Origin of the sequence: Cupriavidus pauculus (genome assembly GCF_002858765.1) — a bacterium.
Taxonomy (GTDB): domain Bacteria; phylum Pseudomonadota; class Gammaproteobacteria; order Burkholderiales; family Burkholderiaceae; genus Cupriavidus; species Cupriavidus pauculus_B.
This window is the reverse complement of record NZ_PJRP01000013.1, coordinates 1-21,261: the sequence shown is the minus strand read 5'-3', so window position 1 is coordinate 21,261 and position 21,261 is coordinate 1. Positions and strand designations below refer to the sequence as shown.

The following is a 21,261-nucleotide window of genomic DNA, read 5'->3' as shown; positions in this document are numbered from 1 at the left end:
GGTCATTCTTTTGTATGTAATCACAGTGCCTGGCCGGAATGACTGGGAGCGCGTGGACTCGGCAATGTGTACGACGATGATCCTGCAAAAGCAGGGTGCCGGAATATCCCGCCAAGGGAGGGGTGTACGCGCCGTTTCCGGCGCCACGCCTGCGTTTCCGGCATCCGGGCACGCGGCGGGTGGCCGCGGCGGATTGCTGAAGTTCGCGAGATAGTAATGCGGTGACCCACGTATTTCAAACGATTCGCGGCTAAGTTCACGCGCCGCCATTGCGCAAAAGCGACAACGCCCCAACGGGGCGCCCTGGTCTTCACATTCGTGTCGCCAACCTAAGCCTTGCCCTTCGCCGAGGTGACTAATTCGGCGCCCGCGCCGGCCGCGGCGGAAATGGCGGCTTCGGCGGCGGCCGGGTTGTTGCCGCCGTCGACCTGCACGGTCACGTACGGGGCCGCCATGCGGATGCCTTCGGCGTCGAAGTTGCGCTTGAGCCGGACGTTGAAGGCGCGCGAGATTTCGGCCTGCGTCAGCGGTCGGGTCTTGAACTGCGCCAGCACCACCTGGCCGTTCGGATCGAAGCGGTCCAGGCCCAGGATGTCCAGTCCGGACATCAGGTTGCGGGCGTAGCGGTGGTCGCGGGCCACCTCGGCGCCGGTCTCGCGGATGATTTCGAGGGCGCGATCGAAGTCGCTCTGATAGGCGATGGAAACGCTGAACACCGCAAAGGCGTAGTCGCGCGACAGGTTCTTGACGGCCTTGATCTGGCTGTAGGGCAGCGTATGCAGGGCGCCCTTGCCATCGCGCAGTCGCAGCGTGCGGATCGTCATGCCTTCGACCACGCCCGCATGGTCGGGCAGTTCGATGGAGTCGCCAATGGCGATCGAGTCCTCGATCACGATGAAGAGCCCGGTGATCAGATCCTGCACCAGACTCTGCGCGCCGAAGCCGATGGCCAGCCCCACCACGCCGGCGCCGGCCAGCAGCGGCGTGACATTGACGCCCAGGTTGGCCAGCACCGCAATCATCGCTACCACCAGCAGGGCCACGAACGACGCGTTACGCACGAGCGGGAGGATGGTCTTGGCGCGCAGGCTCGGCTGCGCGGCGCGATTGTTGGTGGGCGACAGCGACTGGGTGATGGCCGTGTCGATCAGTAGCCAGATCAGCCAGGCCAGCAGCACCACGCCAATCACACTGAGCACGGACCGCGTGATATGGCGCCCCAGCACGGTCGAGTCGGCCAGCATCATCAGCGAAGTGCCCCAGATGCGCGCGTTGAGTTCCAGAAACGTCAGCCAGATGACCACGCGGACCAGGGCCACCCCGAAGCGGCCGAAGCGCCGCAGGTAGGCCGAGCGCCGGCGGTCGCGCAGCCGTGGCGCCCGTACCGCAGCCTTGGGCGACCGGCCCGCCACCAGCGTCAGCAGGATGGCGCCCACGAACAGCGCCACGGTGACCACGGCGCGGCGCAGGAATTCGTCGGCCCGCCCGGTGGCCATGACGGTGCCGATGACCGATGCCCCCACCACCGCCAGCATGGGCAGGTACCAGGCCTGGCCGGCCATGCGCAACAACTCCATCAAAGCCGGATGTTCCTGGCGGACGGCAAAGGGGCGGAAAGCGATCAGTTGCCCGATGGCCCGGCGGAACCGCACGGTAAAGACGCCAATCAGCACGGCGGCCAGGATATTGGCGAACGTGCTGACCAGCGCCGACAGGTTCACGCCCAGCGCGGCAATCACCCGGGCATCGGTATTGGCTTCGCCCAGCGCGGCCAGGGCGCCGGTGACGAACAGCAGGATCGGCGAATGCTTGAGCAGGTCGCGCACCGCGTGCGAGCGGTGGCCGGACTGGAACAGCGCAAAGATGACCTGGCAGACCGCCGACATCAGCGCGCCGGCCACGATGGCATAGGCCACCAGCACGGCCCCCATGCTGGCGGGCGTACGGCCGAAGACCTTGTAGGCCAGCAGCACCGTGAGCGCGAATGCAACGATCCACGGCCCGATCCGGCGCAGGAAATAGATGCCGACATCCACCCAGGACGGCACCACCGGCAACGGGGTGGGCCGCGCCCGACGCAGCCGGTTACGGTGCAGCCGGCGCGAAAGCTCGAACAGCAGCCAGCCCGTCAGCGCCCAGCCGGCCAGCACGATGCCGAATTCGCGCCACGATTCCAGCGCGGCGCGCGTATGGCCAATCGTGATGGCCTCGCGCAATTCCTCGCCGGCAAAGTGGATGCGCCAGCGCCAGTATTGCCAGGGGCCGCGATTGCTGTGCGGGGTGTCGTCGATGTCCTGCAGTGCTTGTGCCACCGCGCCGATCAGCCCGGGGGACGGCGCGCTGGCGGCTGCAGCCGGGGCAGAGGCATCCAGGCCCCGGCGCAGGGTCTGCAGTTGCGTCAGCAGCGCCTGCCGCTCGGCGTCGCTCTGCAGCGTGCCAATGACCTGGTCGAGCGATTTGGCCAGCGCTTCGCTGGCGGCGGGCGCCGATGCCGGTTTGTCGGCGGCGGGCTTGATGGCATTGAGCAGCGGCGAACCTGCGCCGAAGGCCGGACCACTCAGGACCAGCATCAGCAGGATGGCCTGGAACCAGGCCAGGAAAGGGGGGCGCGAGCTGTGCATGTAAGGAACGCGGGCGGTATGGGTCGCCGTCAGTTAGCCAGCATGCGCGTCACTGTAGCGCATTGCAGCAGGCTGTCGGTAGCACGTCGGCTTGACGGCGCTTTATGGCAAGTTCCCTAAATTCAAAAAAACTGAACAACTTGTCCGTGAATGCATCACTTTCGCAGGGGGTGCCAGGTCTATAGTTCTGTTCATGGACGGCGCGCAACGCAGCGACAACAAGAAGCAAGCAGCGGCACCGCGAACCGGGACCATTCATACAAACTGAATAAATCTGCAAAATCTTTTACGGAGAGAAATCATGACCAAGACCACCGCCCTCAAGATCGCTTCGACCCTGGTTCTGTCGCTGGCCGCCCTGGGCGCCGCGCAGGCAGAAACGGTATCGGCAGACAAGTATGGCTACACGTTCCGCACCACGGTTTCGGCCGACAAGTACGGTTATGAATTCCGCACGCACGACGTTTTCAGCGATGGCGCCCGCGTCGGCAAGCTCGATACGTTCACGGAAGGTGCCCGCACGGTAGCGGGTCTCGACAAGGCAGGCGTCTCGGCAGCGCCCGGACGCACGTTTGACCCGTACCTGGACGGCGCCCGCAACGCAGACCCGTACACCGATGGTGCCCGCTTCGTCGCCGGCCTCGACAAGGCAGGCGTCTCGGCAGCGCCCGGACGCACGTTCGACCCGTACCTGGATGGCGCCCGCAACGCAGACCCGTACACCGACGGTGCCCGCACGGTAGCCGGACTCGACAAGGCCGGCGTCTCGGCAGCGCCCGGACGTGCCACCGACCCGTACCTGGACGGCGCCCGCAATGCAGACCCGTACACCGATGGTGCCCGCTTCGTCGCCGGCCTCGATAACGTGGGTGTCTCGGCAACGCCGGCCCGCACGTTCGACCCGTACCTCGACGGCGCGCGTGCATGATGACTGTTACCCGAAACGAGCAAGGCGTTACGTAACCCGTAACGCCTTTTTTGTTTGGGGAATGGCCGCTGGCAGCCGTTGCCAGGAGCTGGCTGCGCCCGTCTGAAGTGGGGTAAGGATTCCCGGAACCCCGCTGCGGCGCGGCCTGGCCGGCAGCCAATTGAAACGCGGGTATGGGGATGGCACTGGCGTGCCGATATTGGCATGTCGTTTGCAGATCCGGATCGGAGCACACGATTTGAAACGCAGCGCCAGACTAGCCGACCGGGAGACCATCATGTTCCAGACCCTTGCCGCCCACCCCGAAGCCGTGATCGTGCACGATGCCGCGATCGCCGCCGCCATCGACACCGCGATGCTGCGCCGCCGTGACGAGTACAGCGGTCAGCCCATGGCGTGGAAGATGTTTTGCGAAGCGTCGCACGTCGCCACGCTGAACGACGTGCTGCGGTCCGCCTTTATCGAACGCGTGGCCACCGAGCGCGGCGCCGACATCGCGCTGCGCCTGAAGGCCAAGGCCGAATCGATCCGGGCAGAGGCGATCGCGCGCCTGATATAGGCATCGCCACCCCCGCCACCCGGCCCGAACCGCCTTAGGGCAGCACCGGGTTTGCCACCGCGCGGGCGATGATCGCGTCGGCATCGCGTTGCAGCAGGAAGCGCTGCGCCACCAGATCGTTGGCCGCCGTGGTCACGGACGCCACATAGCCGGCCTGGTTGGTATAGAGCGATTCCAGCGACGGGCGCCCATCGCCAGCGGCAACCCGCGCCGCCTCGGTCTTGTGGAACGGAACGAACGAACCGGTCAGGTTGGACAGGTCGACCATGCCCGCCGTGGCCACGTAGTTGAACTCCAGGCTGGTGCCGATCGGCGCGCGGGCTTCCACGCTATGGATGCCTGCACGCGGAATGCCGGTCGACGGATCGGTCTGCGGCACCAGGATTGCGTAGTCGCGGTTCAGATAGGCGGGCGGCAGGATCGAGGCGATGCCCGATTCATCCTCGCGCCGATACTGCGGGCCGAAATCCAGCAGCGGGTAGCCGTTGTAGCGCGCCAGGTACTGGAAGTCGGGAATCGTCGTCGACACGCCGGACACCGGCCAGCTCGTGCCCTTCATCGCCGGCAGCGTCAGGCTGGCGGGGCGCACCAGCGTGCCGTCGGCCAACGCCGGCACCTGGCTTGCGGGCGGCGCCGTGTCCTTGACCACCCAGTCCTCAAGATCGATGAACAACGCGCGGAAGGTGTCGTTGTGGTGGATCACCGTGCCGGCCGGATAGACGTTGCGCGTGGGAGCGAACGCGATACTGCTGGCGCCACCCGCGCCGCCGTGCTGGGTGCCCGTGTAGTAATAGATGCGGACGTTGTCGGGCTGCTTCAGGTCGCGGAAGCCGTTGGCGTCGGTCAGCACCGGCGAGCCCTGCAACTGCCAGAACTCGGTGCCCGACAATCCAAGGAAGAACTTCGGGCAGGTGCTGCTGGCCGAGCATCGCGCCATCACGCCGCCGGTCTTGCCCGAAATATCGTCCACGTAGTTCGTATCGAGCCCGCGCGGCGCGGTCTGCCCGAACGCCGTGTGATCGGTGCGCAGGCCGCCACCGCCGCCGGGCACTGCAAAGCGCGTATTGATATTGGTTTGCCGCGCGGCCACATGGGCGTAGATGCCGTCGAACACCTTCGAGCCGTCCAGCGCCTGGTTGAAGCCCAGGTGCAGGAACGTCTTCATGGCGTTGCCCGACTGCGACGTGCCCTGCCCAATGGCGTACCGGATGCGGCCGGCCAGCGGATTCGGCGTGCCGGCGCTATCCACGGGCTTGTTGCGGAAGAAGCTGACCGTATCGCGCAGCGCGGCCAGGCCCACGCCCATGACCTTGGGGTCCTTGGCCACGTAGACCAGCTCGTACAGGTATTGCGGATCGAAGCCTCCGCGCAGACAGACGTTGGCGGCGTCGGCCGTGCCCGGGAACGGATTGCCGGCGTCGCATTTGGCGAACTTCCAGTCGCTGGCCGGGATGGCCACGCGTGGATCGGTCTCGTTGATGCGCCGGGTCAGCGAATAGCCGGGCTGTGTGTTGTCGAGGCTGGCGGGCGCGTAGGGCAGCATCGTGCCGTTGAACACGCCGCCGGGCAGGGACATCATCGGGGTGGCGGTGGTGGGCACCAGTTCGGAGCGATAGGTGCCGGTAATCGACGTGCCGTCGGCATTCTTCGCCACCGGTACGGTCACGGTCAGGCGCGCCGCGGTGGACTTGGGCACGTCGCCCTGCCAGGCCGAATAGAGCAGCACGTAGCCGCGTTCCAGATAGACCGCGTCGCTGGGCGTGGCGGTCGGGTTGGGCATCGTCAGGATGTTGCCGCGATTCGGCGCGTCGTAGCGCAGCACGCCGCTGGCCTTGCTCATGTCCTTCGGCTTGAGCATGACGAAGTCGGCGGCGTATTCGACCATGCCGTTGGCGTTGACCGGTGCCAGCGCCAGGTCCTGGATGATGGCGTTCTTCGGGTCCTTCGGATCGACTTCGCCGCTGACGGTGCCGGTGACCTGCTCGTACTGGCCCACGCTGCCATAGGTGCCGGTGAAGTCCTGCGTGCCGGTGATCTTCAGTGTCACGGCCGGCGTGCGGGCAGCCGGCGTGCCGGTGCCGCTGTTACCGGCATTGCTGCCACCGTTGCCATTGTCGTCGCTGCCGCCGCAGCCCGCGAGCAACGTTACCGTTGCCGCAAGGGCGAGCGCCGCCGCGTGCCGCCCATGTGCACGTGCTTCCATCGATGTCTCCTCGTCTTTGTTTTCGATTGACCGTCCCGTCATGCGCGGGAGGCGACTCGAATATAGGCCGCCAGGATTGTGCTGATAAATTGATTGTTTGAATGGATTGATCGATCCTGCAGAAAAGCGGTGGCTCGCCTGCGGGCAGGCCGTGGGCTACCATGGCGTCTCACATTTCACGGAGCGCCCGCATGCCACCGCTAGAAACGCTGCTGCCTTTCCTGGGGATCGCCGTCCTGTTGAGCCTGGCGCCGGGCCCTGACAATATCTTCGTCCTGTTGCAATCGGCGATGCACGGCACGCGTGCGGGGCTGACCGTGGTGCTGGGTTTGTGTACGGGGCTGCTGGTGCATACGGCCGTGGTGGCCGTGGGTCTGGCCGCGCTGCTGGCGGCGTCGGTGGTGGCGTTCACCGTGCTGAAGGTCGTGGGCGCGCTCTATCTGGTCTACCTGGCGTGGCAGGCGTTTCGCGCGCCGGTGGGCGACATCGGCAAGGACGCAGCCGCCGCGCGTCCGGTCAAGAACATGTATCTGCGCGGCGTGGTCATGAACCTGACCAATCCCAAGGTGGTGATCTTCTTCCTGGCGTTCCTGCCGCAGTTCGTCAACGCGAAACAGGGTCACGTGGCGCTGCAGATCATGGTGCTGGGCTTCGCCTTCATCGTGGCCACGCTGCTGGTGTTTGGATCCATCGCGTGGTTCTCGGGCCTGTTCGGTCGCGTGCTGATGCGTTCGGCACGCGTGCAGCGCGCCGTGAACTGGTTTGCGGGAACGGTATTCCTGGCGCTGGCCGGCAAGCTGGCGCTGTCGCAGCGCTAGGGGCAGTGCCGGTCAGGCGAACGTGATGGCGCGGCGCCGCTCGGGGTGTTCCAGGTGCGGCACGTTGTTGAAGCTCAGCAGGCGCTGCGTGCCACGTCCGACGATCAGTTCGCAGAAGCCGGTGTTGCGGAACTGCAGGTTCAGTTCGATGGCGGTCTGCGTGGGCGCGCCGAGCAGGTCTGCGATGGCCCGGCCAATGGCGCCGCCGGAACTGACCACCAGTAGCGCGTCCTCGCGTGCCGCGCCTTCCGTGGCCGTGGACAGGGCGGCCTGCATGCGCGCCCCGAACGCTCCCCAGCTTTCGGGCATGCCGTTGAGCTGGTCCTGCGTCCATGCCGCGAATGCCGCGCGGAAAGTGCGCCAGTAATCCTGGTAGTCGCCGTTCTGATGGGCGCGGTGATCGGCCCCATTGGTGAAGCTGCGGTAGAGCGCTTCGCCGTCGTATTCGTTCAGGCCCGCGTGCGTGTCCACCGTCGTTCCGGCGGCGCCCATGCCGTTCAGGATTTCCGTGGCGGTGTCCTGCTGGCGGACCAGCGACCCGGCCACCACGCGCTTGAACGCGATATCCCGACCTTTGAAATACTCGCCAAGCCAGCGCGCCTGCTGGCGGCCGACGTCAGACAGGCAATCGTAGTTGGCGGCGCCAAACGAGGCTTGGCCGTGACGGACCAGGAAGAGCGTGGCCATGATGTGGGCATCTGCAGAGAGGATATGGCGCGATTCTAGTCGGACGATGCCTGCGGGCCCAGCAAGACCCGCAGGAATTCATGACGGCCATGGTTTCGCTGCATGCCGTGCAACGTCGGCGTGCAGCGGGGAAAGGACCGAAGTCAGTCGAGCGTCACGCCGGTATCGGCCGTCAGCTTCAGTACCACCGGCAGGTACGCCTTGTAGGCGCGTTCGGCCTCGGCCGGAGTGTTGCCCATCGGCTCGGCGCCCATCTCGTCGATCTTGGCCTGCATCTCCGGCGTCTTGACCAGCGACGCCACTTCGCGTCCCAGGCGTTCGACGATGGCGTCGGGCGTCTTCGCCGGCGCCAGCAGCGTGGTCGGGCCAACGATCTTGTAGGCCGCGTCGCCATAGCCCGCTTCCGCGAACGTCGGCACGTCGGGCAAGGCCCTGGCACGCGTGGTGCCGGCCACGGCCAGCGGACGCAGCTTGCCGGTGGCGATGTGCTGGCGCAGCGTGGTGACCGAACCGATCGTCACGTTGACCTGGCCGGCCAGCAGGTCGGTCACCATCGGACCTTCGCCGCGATAAGGCACATGCAGGATGTCCACGTCGTAGGTCTTGTCCATGTAGGCCTGGATGGTGTGCGGCTGCGTGCCCGGCCCCCACGATCCCATGCGCAGCTTGCCCGGCTCTTTCTTCGCGTAGGTGATCAGCTCGTTGACGGTCTTGACCGGCACGCCGCTGTTGACGGCCAGCACCGTGCGGGCCATCGCCACGTCCGAGACCGGACGCAGGTCGGTGCGCGGGTCGTAGGGCAGCTTCTTGTAGAGCGCCAGATTGGCGGTGATCGGCCCCGGAATGGTCATCAGCAGCGTGTAGCCGTCGGGTGCCGACTTGGCGACGAAATCGGTGCCGATAATGCCACCGGCGCCGCTCTTGTTTTCCACCACCACTGTCTGGCCCAGCCGTTTGGACAGCCCGTCGGCCACCTGGCGCGCCAGGGTATCGGTCAGCCCGCCTGCCGGATAAGGCACCACAAGGCGAATCGGTTTGGTGGGGTAGTCGCCCTGCGCAAGCGCGGCCAGCGGCCACAGCGACATCGCCGCGCAGGCAACGCGTGCCGCCCACCGCCGGCGCGGCAGCGTGGATTGCTTCATGGTGTGTCTCCTCTTTTTGTGCCCGGTCTGCTCCCAGACATGCCGCTATGGCTGCGGCTGATGCGGGCGGTTGGACGGATGAAGCGAGGGAAAGCGGTGAGGGCGGGCCGGCCCCGTCAGGCTTCGATGCCCAGGTAGCGGCTGACCATGCGCGCCATTTCGCCGGGCAGGCGCTCGTCGTCCAGATGCAGCGGCCCGGGATTGTTCAGCACGGCGTTGACCAGCATCCCGAACACCATCTGCATGGCAAATCGCACGCGCAGTTCGGCTTCCGCGGCCGGGCCGGACAGCCGCGGCACCAGCAGGATCACAAGCCGGTCGATCAACTCCTGTCCGTTTTTCTGGTGCGGCAGCCACTGCTCGGGATGGGTGGTGGCGTGCTTGAGTGATGCACGAATCACGCCACGGTTGTTGCGGCAGCCGTTGACCATGAAGCGCATGGTCTTGTCGATGATCTGGGCGGCCGGTGCTTCCTGCCAGCGATGCTCGGCCATGTAGCGGGCCACCGACGCATCGGATTCCTCCATCACCGACGCGCGCAGTGCGTCGAAGAAGGCCATCTTGTCGCGGAACCTGCCGTAGAAGGCGCCCACCGACACCTGGCATGCCGCTGCGATCTGGGCCACCGACACGGCCGCGAAATCGCGTTCGGCCAGCAACTGGCGCCCGGCGGTCAGCAGCGCCTGCTCGGTCTCCCGCGCCCGGCGCTGACGCGGCGGTTGCAGGATCGACGACGTGTCGACATGGGGGAAGCCCGATGCGGAAGTGGTGGTTTCGTTACCTGGGGAAATAGCTTGCATGACGATTTTCCGTATGCGAATTCGGATTCGGTTTTGCACCTTACGATTCGGCCGCGCGGACCGTCAAGTCGGGGTTTACGCACGGTATTTCCAATATATGGAAATTCGTTCCGCTTTTTGACACGATGCCGGATCGACGCCCACACTGGAATCCAGGAGACGACATGCCCATGAACACCCCGGTCGAACAATTCATTTCCGAACGCCGCTGCGAAGATCCCTCGTTTGGCGGGCTGCTGGCCAAGGGGTTCGCGCTGCTGCGCTGCTTCATCGACGATCCGCGCCCGCTGGGCAATGGCGAACTGTCGCAGCGGCTGCAGTTGCCACGCGCCACGGTGTCGCGCATCTGCCGCACGCTGTTTGAGCTGGGCTATCTCGACTGGGACCCCAAGCTCGACAAGTACTTCGTGGGGGCGCAGGTGCTGGCGCTGGGCTACCCCTACCTGGCCGGCCTGCAGGTGCGTCATCTGGCGCGCCCGCTGATGCAGGCGCTGGCCAACCAGGTGGAGGGCGCGGTGTCGATGGGCGTGGCGCACCGGCTGGACGTGACGTATCTGGAGTCGTGCACGCACATGGAGGGGACGTCCGCGCGGCCGGCCGTGGGCGCGGTGCGCTCGGTGCTGACCACGGCGATGGGGCGGGCCTTCCTCTGCACGCTGTCGAAGGGCGAGTTCGAGAAGCTGATGATGCGGGCGCGCACCGAGCGCCCGCAGGAATTTGGCGTGTGCTACGAAACCGTCTGCCACAACGTGGCGCACTACCCCAAGCGCGGCTTCACGCTCAATGAAGGCGATGCCGGCGAGGACATCCATGGCGTGGGCGTGTATTCGCGCATTACGTACCTGAACCGGCCGCTGCTGTTCAACTGCGCGCTGCCGGGGCTGCGCGTCAGGCGCGGGATGATGGAAAAGCGCGTGGCGCCGCTGCTGCGCGAGATGGTGCGCGCCATCGAGAACATGGCCGGCGTGGGACGCTAGCCGCCGGGCGCGGGCCCGGATTGCCCGCACGACAGAACGCCGTGGCACGTACCGCGGTGTCATCAACGGAGACACCATGCTGGACCTGCAGCCCTTGTTGTGCCCGCGATCGATCGCGGTGATCGGTGCATCGACGCAGCCCGAGAAGGTGGGCGGCGTGCCGATTCGCCTGCTTGGCGAACTCGGCTACGGCGGCCGCGTGTTTCCGGTCAATCCCGGCGCCGATACCGTGCAGGGGCTGCGCGCCTATGCGTCCGTGGCCGACATCGGCGAGCGCGTGGATCTGGCCATCGTGGCCGTGCCGGCACCCGCCGCGCCCGACGTGATGGCGCAACTGGGCCAGGCCGGCACGCGGGCGGCCGTGGTGTTCACGTCCGGCTTTGCCGAAGTCAGCGGCGGCGACGCCCTGCAACACGCACTGGCCACGCAGGCCCACGCCCACGGCGTGCAGCTGCTGGGCCCCAACTGCCTGGGCGCGATGAACCTGCGCGAGCGCATGTTCGCCACGTTCTCGCCGATTCCGCTCAGTGGCGTGCCGCCGGTCGGCCACGTGGGGCTGGTCAGCCAGAGCGGCGCGTTCGGCGCGTATGCGTTTGCGCTGGCGCGCGAGGCGGGGCTGGGCCTGAGTCATTGGGTGACCACGGGCAACGAGGCCGGGCTGCAGGTGGCCGACGTGATCGAATGGCTGGCCAACGATCCGCAGACGCAAGTGATCCTGGCCTATATCGAAGGTGCACGCGACGGCATGCGCTTGCGCCGCGCGCTGGCTGCCGCCCGCGCGGCCGGCAAGCCCGTGGTGATTGCCAAGGTGGGCACCACGGCGGCGGGCGCCAGTGCCGCGCAGTCACACACGGCCAGCCTGGCTGGCGAGGACGCCGTGTACCAGGCGGTGTTCGACGAATACGGCGTGCATCGCGCGCATACGCTCGAAGCGTTCTTCCGGCTCGGCTATACGCTGGCGCGCGGGCGCCGGCCCGCGCAATGGCAATCGCCGTCGGGCCTGGCCGCCGATGCGGTGGCCCCCGTGGCCATCGTCACGGTCTCGGGCGGGGTGGGCATCATGATGGCCGACAGTGCCGAGACGCTGGGCCTGCCGTTGCCACCGATGCCGGATGCCGCCGCGCAGGCGCTGCGCACGGCCATTCCGTTTGCCAGCACTGCCAATCCCATCGACGTCACCGGCCAGGTGGTGGCGCAGCCGCAGGTGTTTGTCGATGCGCTGGCCAACGTGGCGCGCTGCGGCCAGTACGGCGCGGTGGCGGCATTCCTGGCCGGCGGCGTCAATGCGCCGCGCCTGTGGCCAGTGCTGCAGGACACCGTGTCCGCGCTGGAAGCCGAGCGCCACGCCGCACCGTTGCTGATCTCGGGCGTGATGGACGACGACAAGCGCGCCTGGCTCGAGGCGCGTGGCTGTCTGGTGTTCCGCGAGCCCGCGCATACGATGGAAGCCGTGGCCGCGCTGGCGAAGGCGGCGGCGATGGAAGCGGCCGTATCTGACGACAACCGCGCGCCGGACTTGCCCGTCCCCTCGCCAGCCCTGCCGCCCGACGCCGCTGCGCTATCGGAAGCCGAGGCCATGGCATGGCTGGCCGATGCCGGCGTGCCGGTGGTGCCGCACGGCGTGGCCCGGAACGCCGAAGCCGCCGTGGACCTGGCCGAATCGATCGGCTACCCCGTGGCCGTCAAGATCTGCTCGCGCCATATCCTGCACAAGAGCGACATCGGCGGCGTTGTGCTGAACCTGCGCGATGCCGACGCCGTGCGCGCCGCATTCGGCCAGGTGCGCCAGGCCGCGTCGCAGGCGCGCGATACCGGCGGTCAGGCTGTGCCGTTCGAGGGCGCCATCGTCGCCCGCATGGCACGCGGCTGGGGCGAGATCATGGTCGGGGTGCGGCGCGATCCGGTGTTCGGCCTGGTGGCGCTGGCCGGCATCGGCGGCACGGCCGTGGAGATCTTCCGGCAGATGGCGTTCGGGCTGGCGCCCCTGTCGCGCCAGCGCGCTCGCGCCATGCTGACGCAGAGCCGCGCCGCCGCGCTGTGCACCGGGCACCGTGGCCATCCCGCCATCGACCTCGATGCGGTGGCCGACGTGCTGGTGAACGTATCGCGCGCGGCTGCCGCGATGGGCGACCGGCTCGACACCCTTGAAATCAACCCGTTCATCGTCGGCCCCGATGGGCTGGCGGCGGCCGACGCCGTGATCACGCTGCGCTGACGCAGCGGCTATCCAATCCATACGGAGACAGACCATGCGATCAGCGATTCGCAGGATGCGGCACGCCCTGGCGTTGTGCCTGGCGGCAGGCGTGGCTGGCGGGATGACGTTGCCCGTGGCGGTGGCCGCGGACGCGTATCCCAGCAAGCCAATCCGGCTGGTGGTGCCATTTCCGCCCGGCGGCGGCACCGATGTGGTGGGGCGCATGGTGGCCGCGCGCCTGTCGACAGTGCTCAAGGGCACGGTGGTCGTCGAGAACGTGGCCGGCGCCACGGGCACGATCGGCGCGGCACAGGTGGCACGCGCCGCGCCCGATGGCTACACGATCCTGCTGGGCATTTCGGCCACGCACGCCATTGCCCCGGCGATCTTTCCCAAGCTGGCCTATGACCCGCTGCGCGACTTCGTGCCCATCGGCCGCATCGCGTATGGCGGCAATGTGCTGGTGGCCAATCCGGCCTTCCCGGCGCATGACGTACGCGCGCTGATTGCCATGGCGAAGCAGCCGGGCGCGGATCTGGCCTATGGCTCCTGGGGCCAGGGCTCCGGCGGGCATCTGGCGGGCGAAAGCCTGAACGTGTCCGCCGGCATCCACCTGCGGCACGTGCCGTACAAGGGCGTGGCGCCGATGCTGAACGACGTGATGGGCGGCACGGTGCCCATTGCCATGTCCGATCTGGCCGGCACCTTGCCGTTGATTCGCGGCGGCAAGGTGCGTGCGCTGGCCGTGTCGGGCTCCGAGCGGTCGGCCGCGTTGCCCGATGTGCCGACGTTCGCCGAATCCGGCATCGCGTTCCGCGTGGATAGCTGGTACGCGCTGTTCGCGCCGGCCAAAACGCCGCCGGCCATCGTCGACCGGCTGGAAAGCGCGATGCACGAAGCCATGCAGGACAGCGCGCTGCAAGCGCAGATCGCGGCGATGGGCATGCGTTACGAGCCCGTGTCGCGCCCGCAGTTCACGAACCAGATGCGCGACGACGCGCGGGCGTGGGCCGCGCTCGTCAAATCGAGCGGCGCCACGCTGGAATGAACCCGTCATCCCCATTCACCCTGACCATCGCCATGAACCATCCCGCGTTCCCTCACCCTTCCGACCCTTCCGCCCTGGCTTCGCCCGTTCACGCCAGCCCGCAGGAGGCCCTGGTGGCCGCCGCCGCGTTGCCGCTGGTGATCTACGGCTACCCGCTGATCGAGACCCTGCGCACCTGCCGGCTGCAGACGTCGGTGGATGCCCCCACGCGCTATGGCCGCGCGCCGATGAACATGCTGTCGGCCAGCGCGCGCCAGTGGACGCACGAAGACCGCGACATCGTCACGCCGGCCAACGACCTGCTCTATTTCTGCGGCTGGCTCAACCTGGCCGACGGCCCCGTCACGATCCACGTGCCAGCGCTGCCCGACGCCGACCGCTACTACGTGGTCGAGCTGCTGGACGCCCACACCAACAACTTCGCCAACCTGGGGCCGCGCAACGTGCCGCGCGAAGGCGCGAACGTCGAGATCGTCGGGCCGGGCCAGCGCGGCAGTGGCGTCCACGTGGTGGAGGCGCCGACCACGCTGGTCTGGATCATCGGCCGCGTGCTGGTGACCGGCCCAGACGACCTGGCGCGCGCCAACGCATTCGAGCAGGGCTTCCAGGTGGCGCAGAGCGCCGGGCCGGCACGGCCGGCCAGCGTGGCGCAGTGGCAGGACACCGGCGACGCCGGCGTGGACTTCTTCCAGAACCTGTTCCGCGCGATGCGCGATTTTCCGCCCAGCGCGCAGGAACAAGGCCTGTTCACGCTGCTGCGCAAGGTGGGCCTGCGGCTTGAGGACGACGCGGAGGTGGCCGCGCTGCGGCCGTCGATCGTCAATGGCTTGCGCAGCGCGTACGCGCAGGGCATGGCGCTGATCGAAGCCCATACCCGCAGCCAGGGGCACAAGGCGTGGGGCTACAGCATGCGGCTGGGCATCTATGGCGACGACTGGCTGCTGCGCGCCTGCACGGCAATGAAGGGGCTGGGCGCGCTGCGCGCTGACGAGGCGGTCTACGCGATGGCCGATTTCGATGCCGACGGCGCGCCGCTGCACGGCCAGCACCGGTATGAACTGCGCTTCGCGCCCGGCATGCTGCCGCCGGCCGAAGCGTTCTGGTCGGTCTCGCTCTACGGCGAAGACCGCTATTTCTCGGCCAACGAGATCGGCCGCTATGCAGTGGGCGACCGCACCCCGGGTCTGCGCATGGAGCCGGACGGCACGCTGGTGATTCCCATCGGCCATGCCAGGCCGGCCGACGATGCCAACTGGCTGCCCGCGCCCGATGGCCCGTTCTACCTGATCCTGCGGCTGTACCACCCGTCCGCCGGCTTCATCGCCGGCCAGTACACGATTCCCGCCGTGCGCCGGATCGGCTGAGACCGGCGCGGCACACGCAGCCCTATATATATAAGAGAGAAAGGAGACACCAGCCCATGCCCGAAACCAGCACCGCCACCAGCGCCAGCCTGCAGCTTGCGCGCGAAGCCGTGATCTACACGCTGCCGCTCTATGAGATGGCCCGCATGCGCGCGGCCACCTGCCCGCGCCGCAACCGGGCCGGCCAGTTTGCCGGCGACGGCCCCGATTCCTCGCTGCGCTGGGTCAATCACCTGATCCACACGCGCGAGTTGCTGGGGCCGCAGCATCGCCAGGTGGTCACGCCGAACAACGACACGCTGTACACCAATGCGTGGCTGGATCTGTCGCGCGAGCCCGTGGTGCTGGAAGTGCCCGATTTCGCCGGCCGCTACTACGTGCTGGGCCTGCTCGATTTCTATACCAATCCGTTCGGCTACCTGGGCAGCCGCACCACCGGCACCGACGCGGGCCGGTTTCTGCTGCACGGGCCCGACTGGCATGGCGCGGTGCCGGCCGGCATGCAGGCCGTGCCGTGCCCGACCAACGCGGTGTGGATGATCGGCCGGCTGCTGGTGGACGGCGATGCCGACCTGGCCGCCGGCCACGCGTTGCAGGACGCCATCGCGCTGAAGCGGCTCGACGGAGAACCGGCTGCGTACGCCTTCGATGTCGCCATGCAGCCGCGCGAGCATCTGGGCGATCCGCAGCGCTTTGCCGACGTGGTCAACCAGATGCTGGCGGACAACCCGCCGCCGCAGGCCGAAGCCGACATGGTGGCGCGTTTCGCCGAAGCCGGCATCGGCAAGGGGCTCGCGCCCACGCCGGCGCAGGTCGAGGTGCTGGGCACGGCGCTGCAGGACGTGCTGGCCGACCTGGCCGAGCCGCAGGCATCGGACATGGGCGGCGGCTGGGCGATGTCGGTGGACGTGCGCGAATCGTATGGCACCCACTACCTGCAGCGTGCGCTGGTGGCGCGCAACTATATTGGCGCGCTGGGCGTGCAGGAGGCCATGTATGTGATGGCCGACCGGTGTGCCGACGGCGCACCGCTGGAAGGCGGTCACGCCTACCGGTTGCACTTCGCGGCCGACAACCTGCCGCGCGTGGGCGCGTTCTGGTCGCTCACCATGTACGACAAGGGCGACTGCATGCTGGTGCCGAATGCACTGGCGCGCTACTCGCTGGGCGACAGGTCCCCGTCGCTGAAGCGTGGCGCCGATGGCAGCCTGACGCTGTACCTGTCGGCGCAGCCCCCGCGGGATCGGGCACTGCACGGCAACTGGCTGCCGGCGCCGGCCGGGGCATTCTATGTGGCCCTGCGCCTGTACGTGCCCCAGCCGGCGCACCTTGATCGCACCTATCGCTATCCCGCCATCGAGCGGGTCAGGGAGGCATCATGACCCCATCGCAACTGACGCGCCGCCGCCTGCTGGGCGCGATGGCGCTGGCCGGCGTCGTGCCGCACGCCTTCGGCAATACCAGCAACACCTGGCCGGGCAAGCCGGTGCGGCTGGTGTCGCCCTATGGCCCTGGCGGATCGAACGATACGTCGGCCCGCGTGCTGGCCGAGGCGCTGAGCCGCAAGTACGGCCAGCAGGTGGTGGTCGAGAACAAGCCGGGCGCCGGCACGCGCGTGGCCAGCGAGACGGTGGCGCACGCACCGGCCGATGGCTACACGCTGCTGTGGGCGGCGGCGCCGTTCGCCATCAATACGGCCGCTGGCCTGTCGCAGCGGTTCGATATCCACAAGGATTTTGTTGCCGTGGGGCCGCGCGTGCTGGGGCCGGTGTTCCTGATCGTCAACGCCAGTTCGCCGGTCAAGACCGTGGCGGACTTTGTGAAGATGGCCAGGCAGAAGCCGGAGGGCGTCACGTTCGCGTCGCCGGGCATTGGCTCGGGGCCGCATCTGACGGCCGAGCTGTTTGCCGCGCAGTCGGGGTTCAAGGCGCTCAACGTCCATTACCGGGGCGATGCCACGGCCTATACCGAGCTGCTGGCGGGCCGCGTCGATGCCACCCTGACGGCGATCACGACCGCGCTGCCGTTCATCCAGGCGGGCAAGCTGCGCGTGATTGCGGTGGCCGCCGACGCGCGCACGCCTGTCTATCCCGATGCGCCCACATTTGCCGAGCAGGGTGTGCCCGGCGTGGTGGGCTACGGCTGGTTCGGCGTCGTGGCCCCCGCTGGCACGCCGCCGGCCATCGTGCAGCAGATCAATCGCGATGCGAGCCAGGCGCTGGCCGACCCGCAGATCCACCAGAAGCTGCTGGCGCTGGGGCTGCAGCCGTCGCCGGGCACCAGCGCGGACTTTGCCGGCTTCATCGATGGCGAGGTAAAGAAATGGGGCGCGCTGATCAAGGCGCGCGGCATCGTGCTGGAGTAGGGCGGAAGGACGGCGGCCAGCGCGCGGTCGCTGTGCGACCAGCATCCAGCGGCAAAAGCGCTTCACAAGAATGTCATAAAAACGTCACAATACCGGGAAGGTCCCCGCCGCATAGAGCGGGGCCGCATCCGGAGAGAGAAATGACGTTGTTCGCTACCCGCCGCGCCCGGCATGTGCTGGCCGCCATGGTCCTTACCCCGCTGGCACTGGCCGCCGGCGCCGTGCAGGCCGCCTGGCCGGACAAGCCGATTCGCATGGTGGTGGGCTTTCCGCCTGGCGGGCCGGTCGATACCCACGCACGCATCCTGTCGGAGAAGCTGCAGCCGATCCTGGGCCAGACCGTCGTGCTCGACTACAAGGCGGGGGCCGCCGGCAATATCGGGTCGGACAACGTGGCCAAGGCCGCGCCCGACGGCTATACGCTGCTGATCGCCAATACTGGCCAGATGGCGATCAACGGATCGCTCTACCCGAAGCTGCCCTACAGCATGCCGAAGGATTTCGCGCCTGTGGCACGTACGGCGCTGATTCCGCTGGTGATGGTCGTCAACAACAACGTGCCGGCCAAAAACCTGAAGGAGTTCATCGCCTACGCCAAGGCCAACCCGGGCAAGCTCAATTTTGCGTCGGGCGGCAATGGCGGCATTTCGCACCTGATGCCCGAGCTGTTCAAGCAGGCGTCGGGCACGTTCATCGTCCATATTCCGTACAAGGGCAGTGCGCCGGCGCTGACCGACGTGATGGGCGGCCAGGCCCAGATGATGGCCGATTCGATTCCGCTGTTCACCCAGCACATCAAGACGGGCAAGGTGCGCGCGCTGGCGGTGACGTCGGGCAAGCGCTCGCCGGCGCTGCCTGACGTGCCGACCATGGAGGAATCGGGCCTGAAGGGTTTCGAGGTGGTGGGCTTCTACGGTGTGCTGGCGCCGGCTGGCACGCCCAAGGAAATCGTCGACAAGCTGTCGGCCGCGCTGCGCACCGTGCTGGCTGACCCCGACACCAAGGCCAAGTTTGAAGCGCAGGGCGCCGAGCCGGCATGGCAGTCGCCGGAAGCCTTTGCGGCAACCATCGTCAACGAGCAGAAGCGCTGGGGGCAGGCCGTCAAGATGTCGGGCGCGAAGATCGACTGACCGGCTGATCGACGGAATGGCTGATCGGCCCAGGGGCAACGGCGAGGCGGGGTGGCGGCGATCAGCCTGTGGCCTTGCGCGCCAGTCCGGCACAGGTGCCGATCAGACTCTGGGTGCAGCACGCGCTGCCACTCCATTCGCCGCGGCTGACGTTGCCATCGGGGCCGGCCACCAGCTTGCGCTGGCACTGGGCCACCCTGGCCGGCGGCTCCAGCCCGGCGTCGCGCGGGCCGCTGCCCGGCGCGCGGGCGACGGGAATTTCGTCCGTCCAGACATAGGCGGTGCCGCCAGGCACGGCTTGCACCGATTGGGGCGGTCCCCACTGTGCCTTGGCCTGCTCGACGGGTACGCCCTTCCACGAATCGAAGATGCGCTGCATGGTGCTGGTCTCGATGTTGGCGCATGCGGCGACCAGGGCAATGGCGCCGGTAGCCAGCAGGAAGGCCCGGCAGGCGGCAGGTCGGGGCGAAGCAGGCATGGCGGCTCCATCTCGCGGGTGCAATCCCTCCTGTCGGAGACTAGCCGACCCGGCGGAGCGCTGGCAACGCGCTTATGCGTGCCGCCGCACTAAACGCTTGCCAATGGCGGTCGCCGCCTTGGTCGTCCCAATCCCCTTTAGCCAAAGAGTGAAGACTGTACGTCCGTCGCCGGTACCGTGCGCCTGAGCGTGGCGCGCGGCGTTGCCGCCGGCTCGGTCTCGCCGGTCGTGGCGATCCTCGTCGTGATCGGCGTGATCGGCGTGACCTGCGCCGTCAGCACGAACGGACGCGCCGAGGCCAGCGGCACCGCCGTCGCCCTGAGGCTGGCCAGGTGTGGCGCCAGGATCTGATAGGTATTCATATCGAAGCGAGCCGGCAGGGCGGTCAGCCCTTCGGCTTCGGCCAGCGTTCGCGCCGAGCCCAGGTAGCACCAGTCCTCGATCACATGCCAGGGCTGGTCGGGCTGCTCGCCTTCGCGCCAGGCAATCGCCCCGTCGAACGGCCATGGCGCTAACGTCAGTGCTTCGAGCGCGGCCAGCGTGCGCACGCGATGATCGGCGCGCGATTCATGACCGGTGCAGGCGCCCGCGCATCGGTGGATCTGGCGCGCAAAGCAGGGGTTGCCGCGACGGGCCGTGGGTTCGAGCATCAGCGTGACCAGGCAAAGCTGATGGTCTTCGGCCAGCGCGCGCAGACGTGCCTTGGCCGTGGCACGGCTCGGAAACACACCATGGAGCCGGGGATGGCGGCTGAAGTCGACCTGCCGGTCCGAGCGCAGACGCGGGGCTGGCAGGCCATCGACCATTTCCCACGCGAACAGCTCGTCGTTGTGGCGTAGCTGATGGTTGTGCAGCGGCCGCAGTGTCTTGACGAGATGCGCCTCCAACAAGAGGGCGCCAATCTCGCCACCGGTCTCGCGCCAATCGACACGCCGGACCGCGCGTGCGATGCGCATTTCCTTTGGATTGGTGTGATCGCCGGAAAAATGGGCGCGAATGCGCTGCCGCAAGTGGATGCTCTTGCCTATATATAGCAGGGCATCGTCGTCGCCATGGAACAGGTAGACGCCGGGCCGGTCCGGGACATCGTCCAACGCCGTCTCGCTCAGGCCAGCGGGCAGGCTGGCATGCTTGACCAGCGTCTTGACGGCCGACTCCACCAGATCGACGGAATAGAGGTCGTGGATCTTCTGCCAGAACTGCCAGAGCAACTCGGCATCGGCCAGCGCGCGGTGGCGGCCCTTGGGTATCAGGTTGAAGCGGGCGATCAGGGCGTCGAGCCCATGGCGCTCCACCGAGGGGAACAGGGAACGGGACAGCCGCAGGGTGCACAGGACATCGGCACGAAACGTCACACCGGCGCGCCGGAACTCATTCTTCAGGAAGCCGTAGTCGAAGCGGGCATTGTGGGCGACGAACAGCCGGCCCTGTAGCCGTTCGGCCAATAGTTCGGCGATCGACGCGAAAGTGGGCTGCCCGCGCACCATGGCGTCGGTGATCCCGGTCATCCCCTGGATAAACGGGGGGATGCTGGTCTGGGGGTCGACAAGGGTGTCCCACTCGTGGATGCCGTCGGGGCCCACTTCGACGACGCCGATCTCGGTGATCCGGTCGCGCTGGGCATCGGGCCCCGTGGTCTCCAGATCTACAAAGGCAATGGGGCGGGCCAGGGCGGTGGCCAGCGCAAGGGCATCAAGCGCCCCCGCGTCCCGGCTGGCCAGGCGTTCGGGGAGATAGGTGGGCGGTTCCGGCATCGTCGTCATCCGGCGATTCTACGGGATCGGAAATTTCTTTTGCGAAACCCCTTGCGCACCTGTCGAATCCCATCTAATATTCGCCCCCTCGCAACACGAACCGCGCTGCAAACGCAGCAGCGACAAGGGTTGCGGGGTCAGCAGGGGGTTGGGGTTGCGAGGTTTGCAGCGCTGACCGGCAGAAAAAAGT

General features: G+C 67.6%; 17 protein-coding genes. 10 read left to right on the top strand and 7 right to left on the bottom strand.

All coding sequences use genetic code 11. The features are described 5' to 3' along the window. Window positions 1-329: 329 nt before the first annotated feature. A complete protein-coding gene (locus CYJ10_RS23210; RefSeq protein WP_101683813.1) occupies window positions 330-2,621 on the bottom strand; it encodes a mechanosensitive ion channel family protein in 2,292 nt (763 codons plus the stop codon). 301 nt (window positions 2,622-2,922) lie between these two features. Between CYJ10_RS23210 and CYJ10_RS23205 the strand changes: the two genes are divergently transcribed. Together CYJ10_RS23205 and CYJ10_RS23200 are read left to right on the top strand one after the other, a co-directional pair. Next, window positions 2,923-3,549 carry a copper resistance protein CopQ gene (locus tag CYJ10_RS23205; protein ID WP_101683812.1) on the top strand — a complete coding sequence of 209 codons (627 nt, stop codon included), beginning with the start codon at window positions 2,923-2,925 and terminating at the stop codon, window positions 3,547-3,549. Between the two features lie 277 nt (window positions 3,550-3,826). Continuing rightward, on the top strand, window positions 3,827-4,108 hold the full coding sequence (locus tag CYJ10_RS23200; RefSeq protein ID WP_101683811.1) for a DUF7696 family protein: 282 nt from the start codon (window positions 3,827-3,829) through the stop codon (window positions 4,106-4,108). A gap of 34 nt (window positions 4,109-4,142) precedes the next feature. Here CYJ10_RS23200 and CYJ10_RS23195 read toward each other — a convergent pair whose 3' ends face one another. Then, window positions 4,143-6,311, bottom strand: coding sequence for an alpha/beta hydrolase domain-containing protein (locus CYJ10_RS23195; RefSeq protein ID WP_101683810.1), 2,169 nt, complete (start codon window positions 6,309-6,311; stop codon window positions 4,143-4,145). 191 nt (window positions 6,312-6,502) lie between these two features. On the opposite strand from CYJ10_RS23195, the gene CYJ10_RS23190 reads away from it, so the two are divergent. Then, window positions 6,503-7,129, top strand: coding sequence for a LysE family translocator (locus tag CYJ10_RS23190; RefSeq protein ID WP_101683809.1), 627 nt, complete (start codon window positions 6,503-6,505; stop codon window positions 7,127-7,129). Window positions 7,130-7,141: 12 nt separating this feature from the next. Here the strand turns inward: CYJ10_RS23190 and CYJ10_RS23185 are convergent, their stop codons facing one another. From CYJ10_RS23185 to CYJ10_RS23175, 3 genes are all read right to left on the bottom strand, one after another. Further along, window positions 7,142-7,816, bottom strand: a complete 675-nt coding sequence (locus tag CYJ10_RS23185; protein WP_101683808.1) for a histidine phosphatase family protein — start codon at window positions 7,814-7,816, stop codon at window positions 7,142-7,144. A gap of 143 nt (window positions 7,817-7,959) precedes the next feature. Further along, complete coding sequence (locus tag CYJ10_RS23180; protein ID WP_101683807.1) at window positions 7,960-8,958, bottom strand: Bug family tripartite tricarboxylate transporter substrate binding protein; 999 nt, start codon at window positions 8,956-8,958, stop codon at window positions 7,960-7,962. Between the two features lie 116 nt (window positions 8,959-9,074). Further along, the gene (locus tag CYJ10_RS23175; RefSeq protein ID WP_101683806.1) at window positions 9,075-9,758 is read right to left on the bottom strand and encodes a TetR/AcrR family transcriptional regulator; all 684 of its coding nucleotides are present in this window, start codon (window positions 9,756-9,758) and stop codon (window positions 9,075-9,077) included. Window positions 9,759-9,928: 170 nt separating this feature from the next. Here CYJ10_RS23175 and CYJ10_RS23170 point away from each other — a divergent pair, with 170 nt between their 5' ends. The 7 genes from CYJ10_RS23170 to CYJ10_RS23140 all read left to right on the top strand — a co-directional run bounded on the left by CYJ10_RS23170 (window position 9,929) and on the right by CYJ10_RS23140 (window position 18,839). After that, on the top strand, window positions 9,929-10,735 hold the full coding sequence (locus CYJ10_RS23170) for an IclR family transcriptional regulator (protein WP_101683944.1): 807 nt from the start codon (window positions 9,929-9,931) through the stop codon (window positions 10,733-10,735). Window positions 10,736-10,811: 76 nt separating this feature from the next. After that, window positions 10,812-12,950 carry an acetate--CoA ligase family protein gene (locus tag CYJ10_RS23165; protein ID WP_101683805.1) on the top strand — a complete coding sequence of 713 codons (2,139 nt, stop codon included), beginning with the start codon at window positions 10,812-10,814 and terminating at the stop codon, window positions 12,948-12,950. A 34-nt stretch (window positions 12,951-12,984) separates the two neighbouring features. Further along, window positions 12,985-13,980: a Bug family tripartite tricarboxylate transporter substrate binding protein gene (locus tag CYJ10_RS23160; protein ID WP_101683804.1), complete on the top strand. Its 996-nt coding sequence runs from the start codon at window positions 12,985-12,987 to the stop codon at window positions 13,978-13,980. Window positions 13,981-14,012: 32 nt separating this feature from the next. Further along, a complete protein-coding gene (locus tag CYJ10_RS23155) occupies window positions 14,013-15,344 on the top strand; it encodes a DUF1254 domain-containing protein (protein WP_101683943.1) in 1,332 nt (443 codons plus the stop codon). Window positions 15,345-15,400: 56 nt separating this feature from the next. Continuing rightward, complete coding sequence (locus tag CYJ10_RS23150) at window positions 15,401-16,726, top strand: DUF1254 domain-containing protein (protein ID WP_101683803.1); 1,326 nt, start codon at window positions 15,401-15,403, stop codon at window positions 16,724-16,726. Then, a complete protein-coding gene (locus CYJ10_RS23145) occupies window positions 16,723-17,709 on the top strand; it encodes a Bug family tripartite tricarboxylate transporter substrate binding protein (RefSeq protein WP_101683802.1) in 987 nt (328 codons plus the stop codon). Before CYJ10_RS23150 ends, CYJ10_RS23145 begins: the two co-directional genes overlap by 4 nt. A 140-nt stretch (window positions 17,710-17,849) precedes the next feature. Next, on the top strand, window positions 17,850-18,839 hold the full coding sequence (locus CYJ10_RS23140) for a Bug family tripartite tricarboxylate transporter substrate binding protein (RefSeq protein ID WP_101683801.1): 990 nt from the start codon (window positions 17,850-17,852) through the stop codon (window positions 18,837-18,839). Window positions 18,840-18,900: 61 nt separating this feature from the next. On the opposite strand, the gene CYJ10_RS23135 is transcribed toward CYJ10_RS23140, so the two are convergent. Both CYJ10_RS23135 and CYJ10_RS23130 read right to left on the bottom strand, forming a co-directional pair. Continuing rightward, complete coding sequence (locus CYJ10_RS23135) at window positions 18,901-19,317, bottom strand: hypothetical protein (RefSeq protein ID WP_101683800.1); 417 nt, start codon at window positions 19,315-19,317, stop codon at window positions 18,901-18,903. Window positions 19,318-19,454: 137 nt separating this feature from the next. Beyond that, entirely contained in the window at window positions 19,455-21,071 is a 1,617-nt protein-coding gene (locus CYJ10_RS23130; protein ID WP_101683942.1) for an exonuclease domain-containing protein, read from the bottom strand. Window positions 21,072-21,261 lie beyond the last annotated feature (190 nt).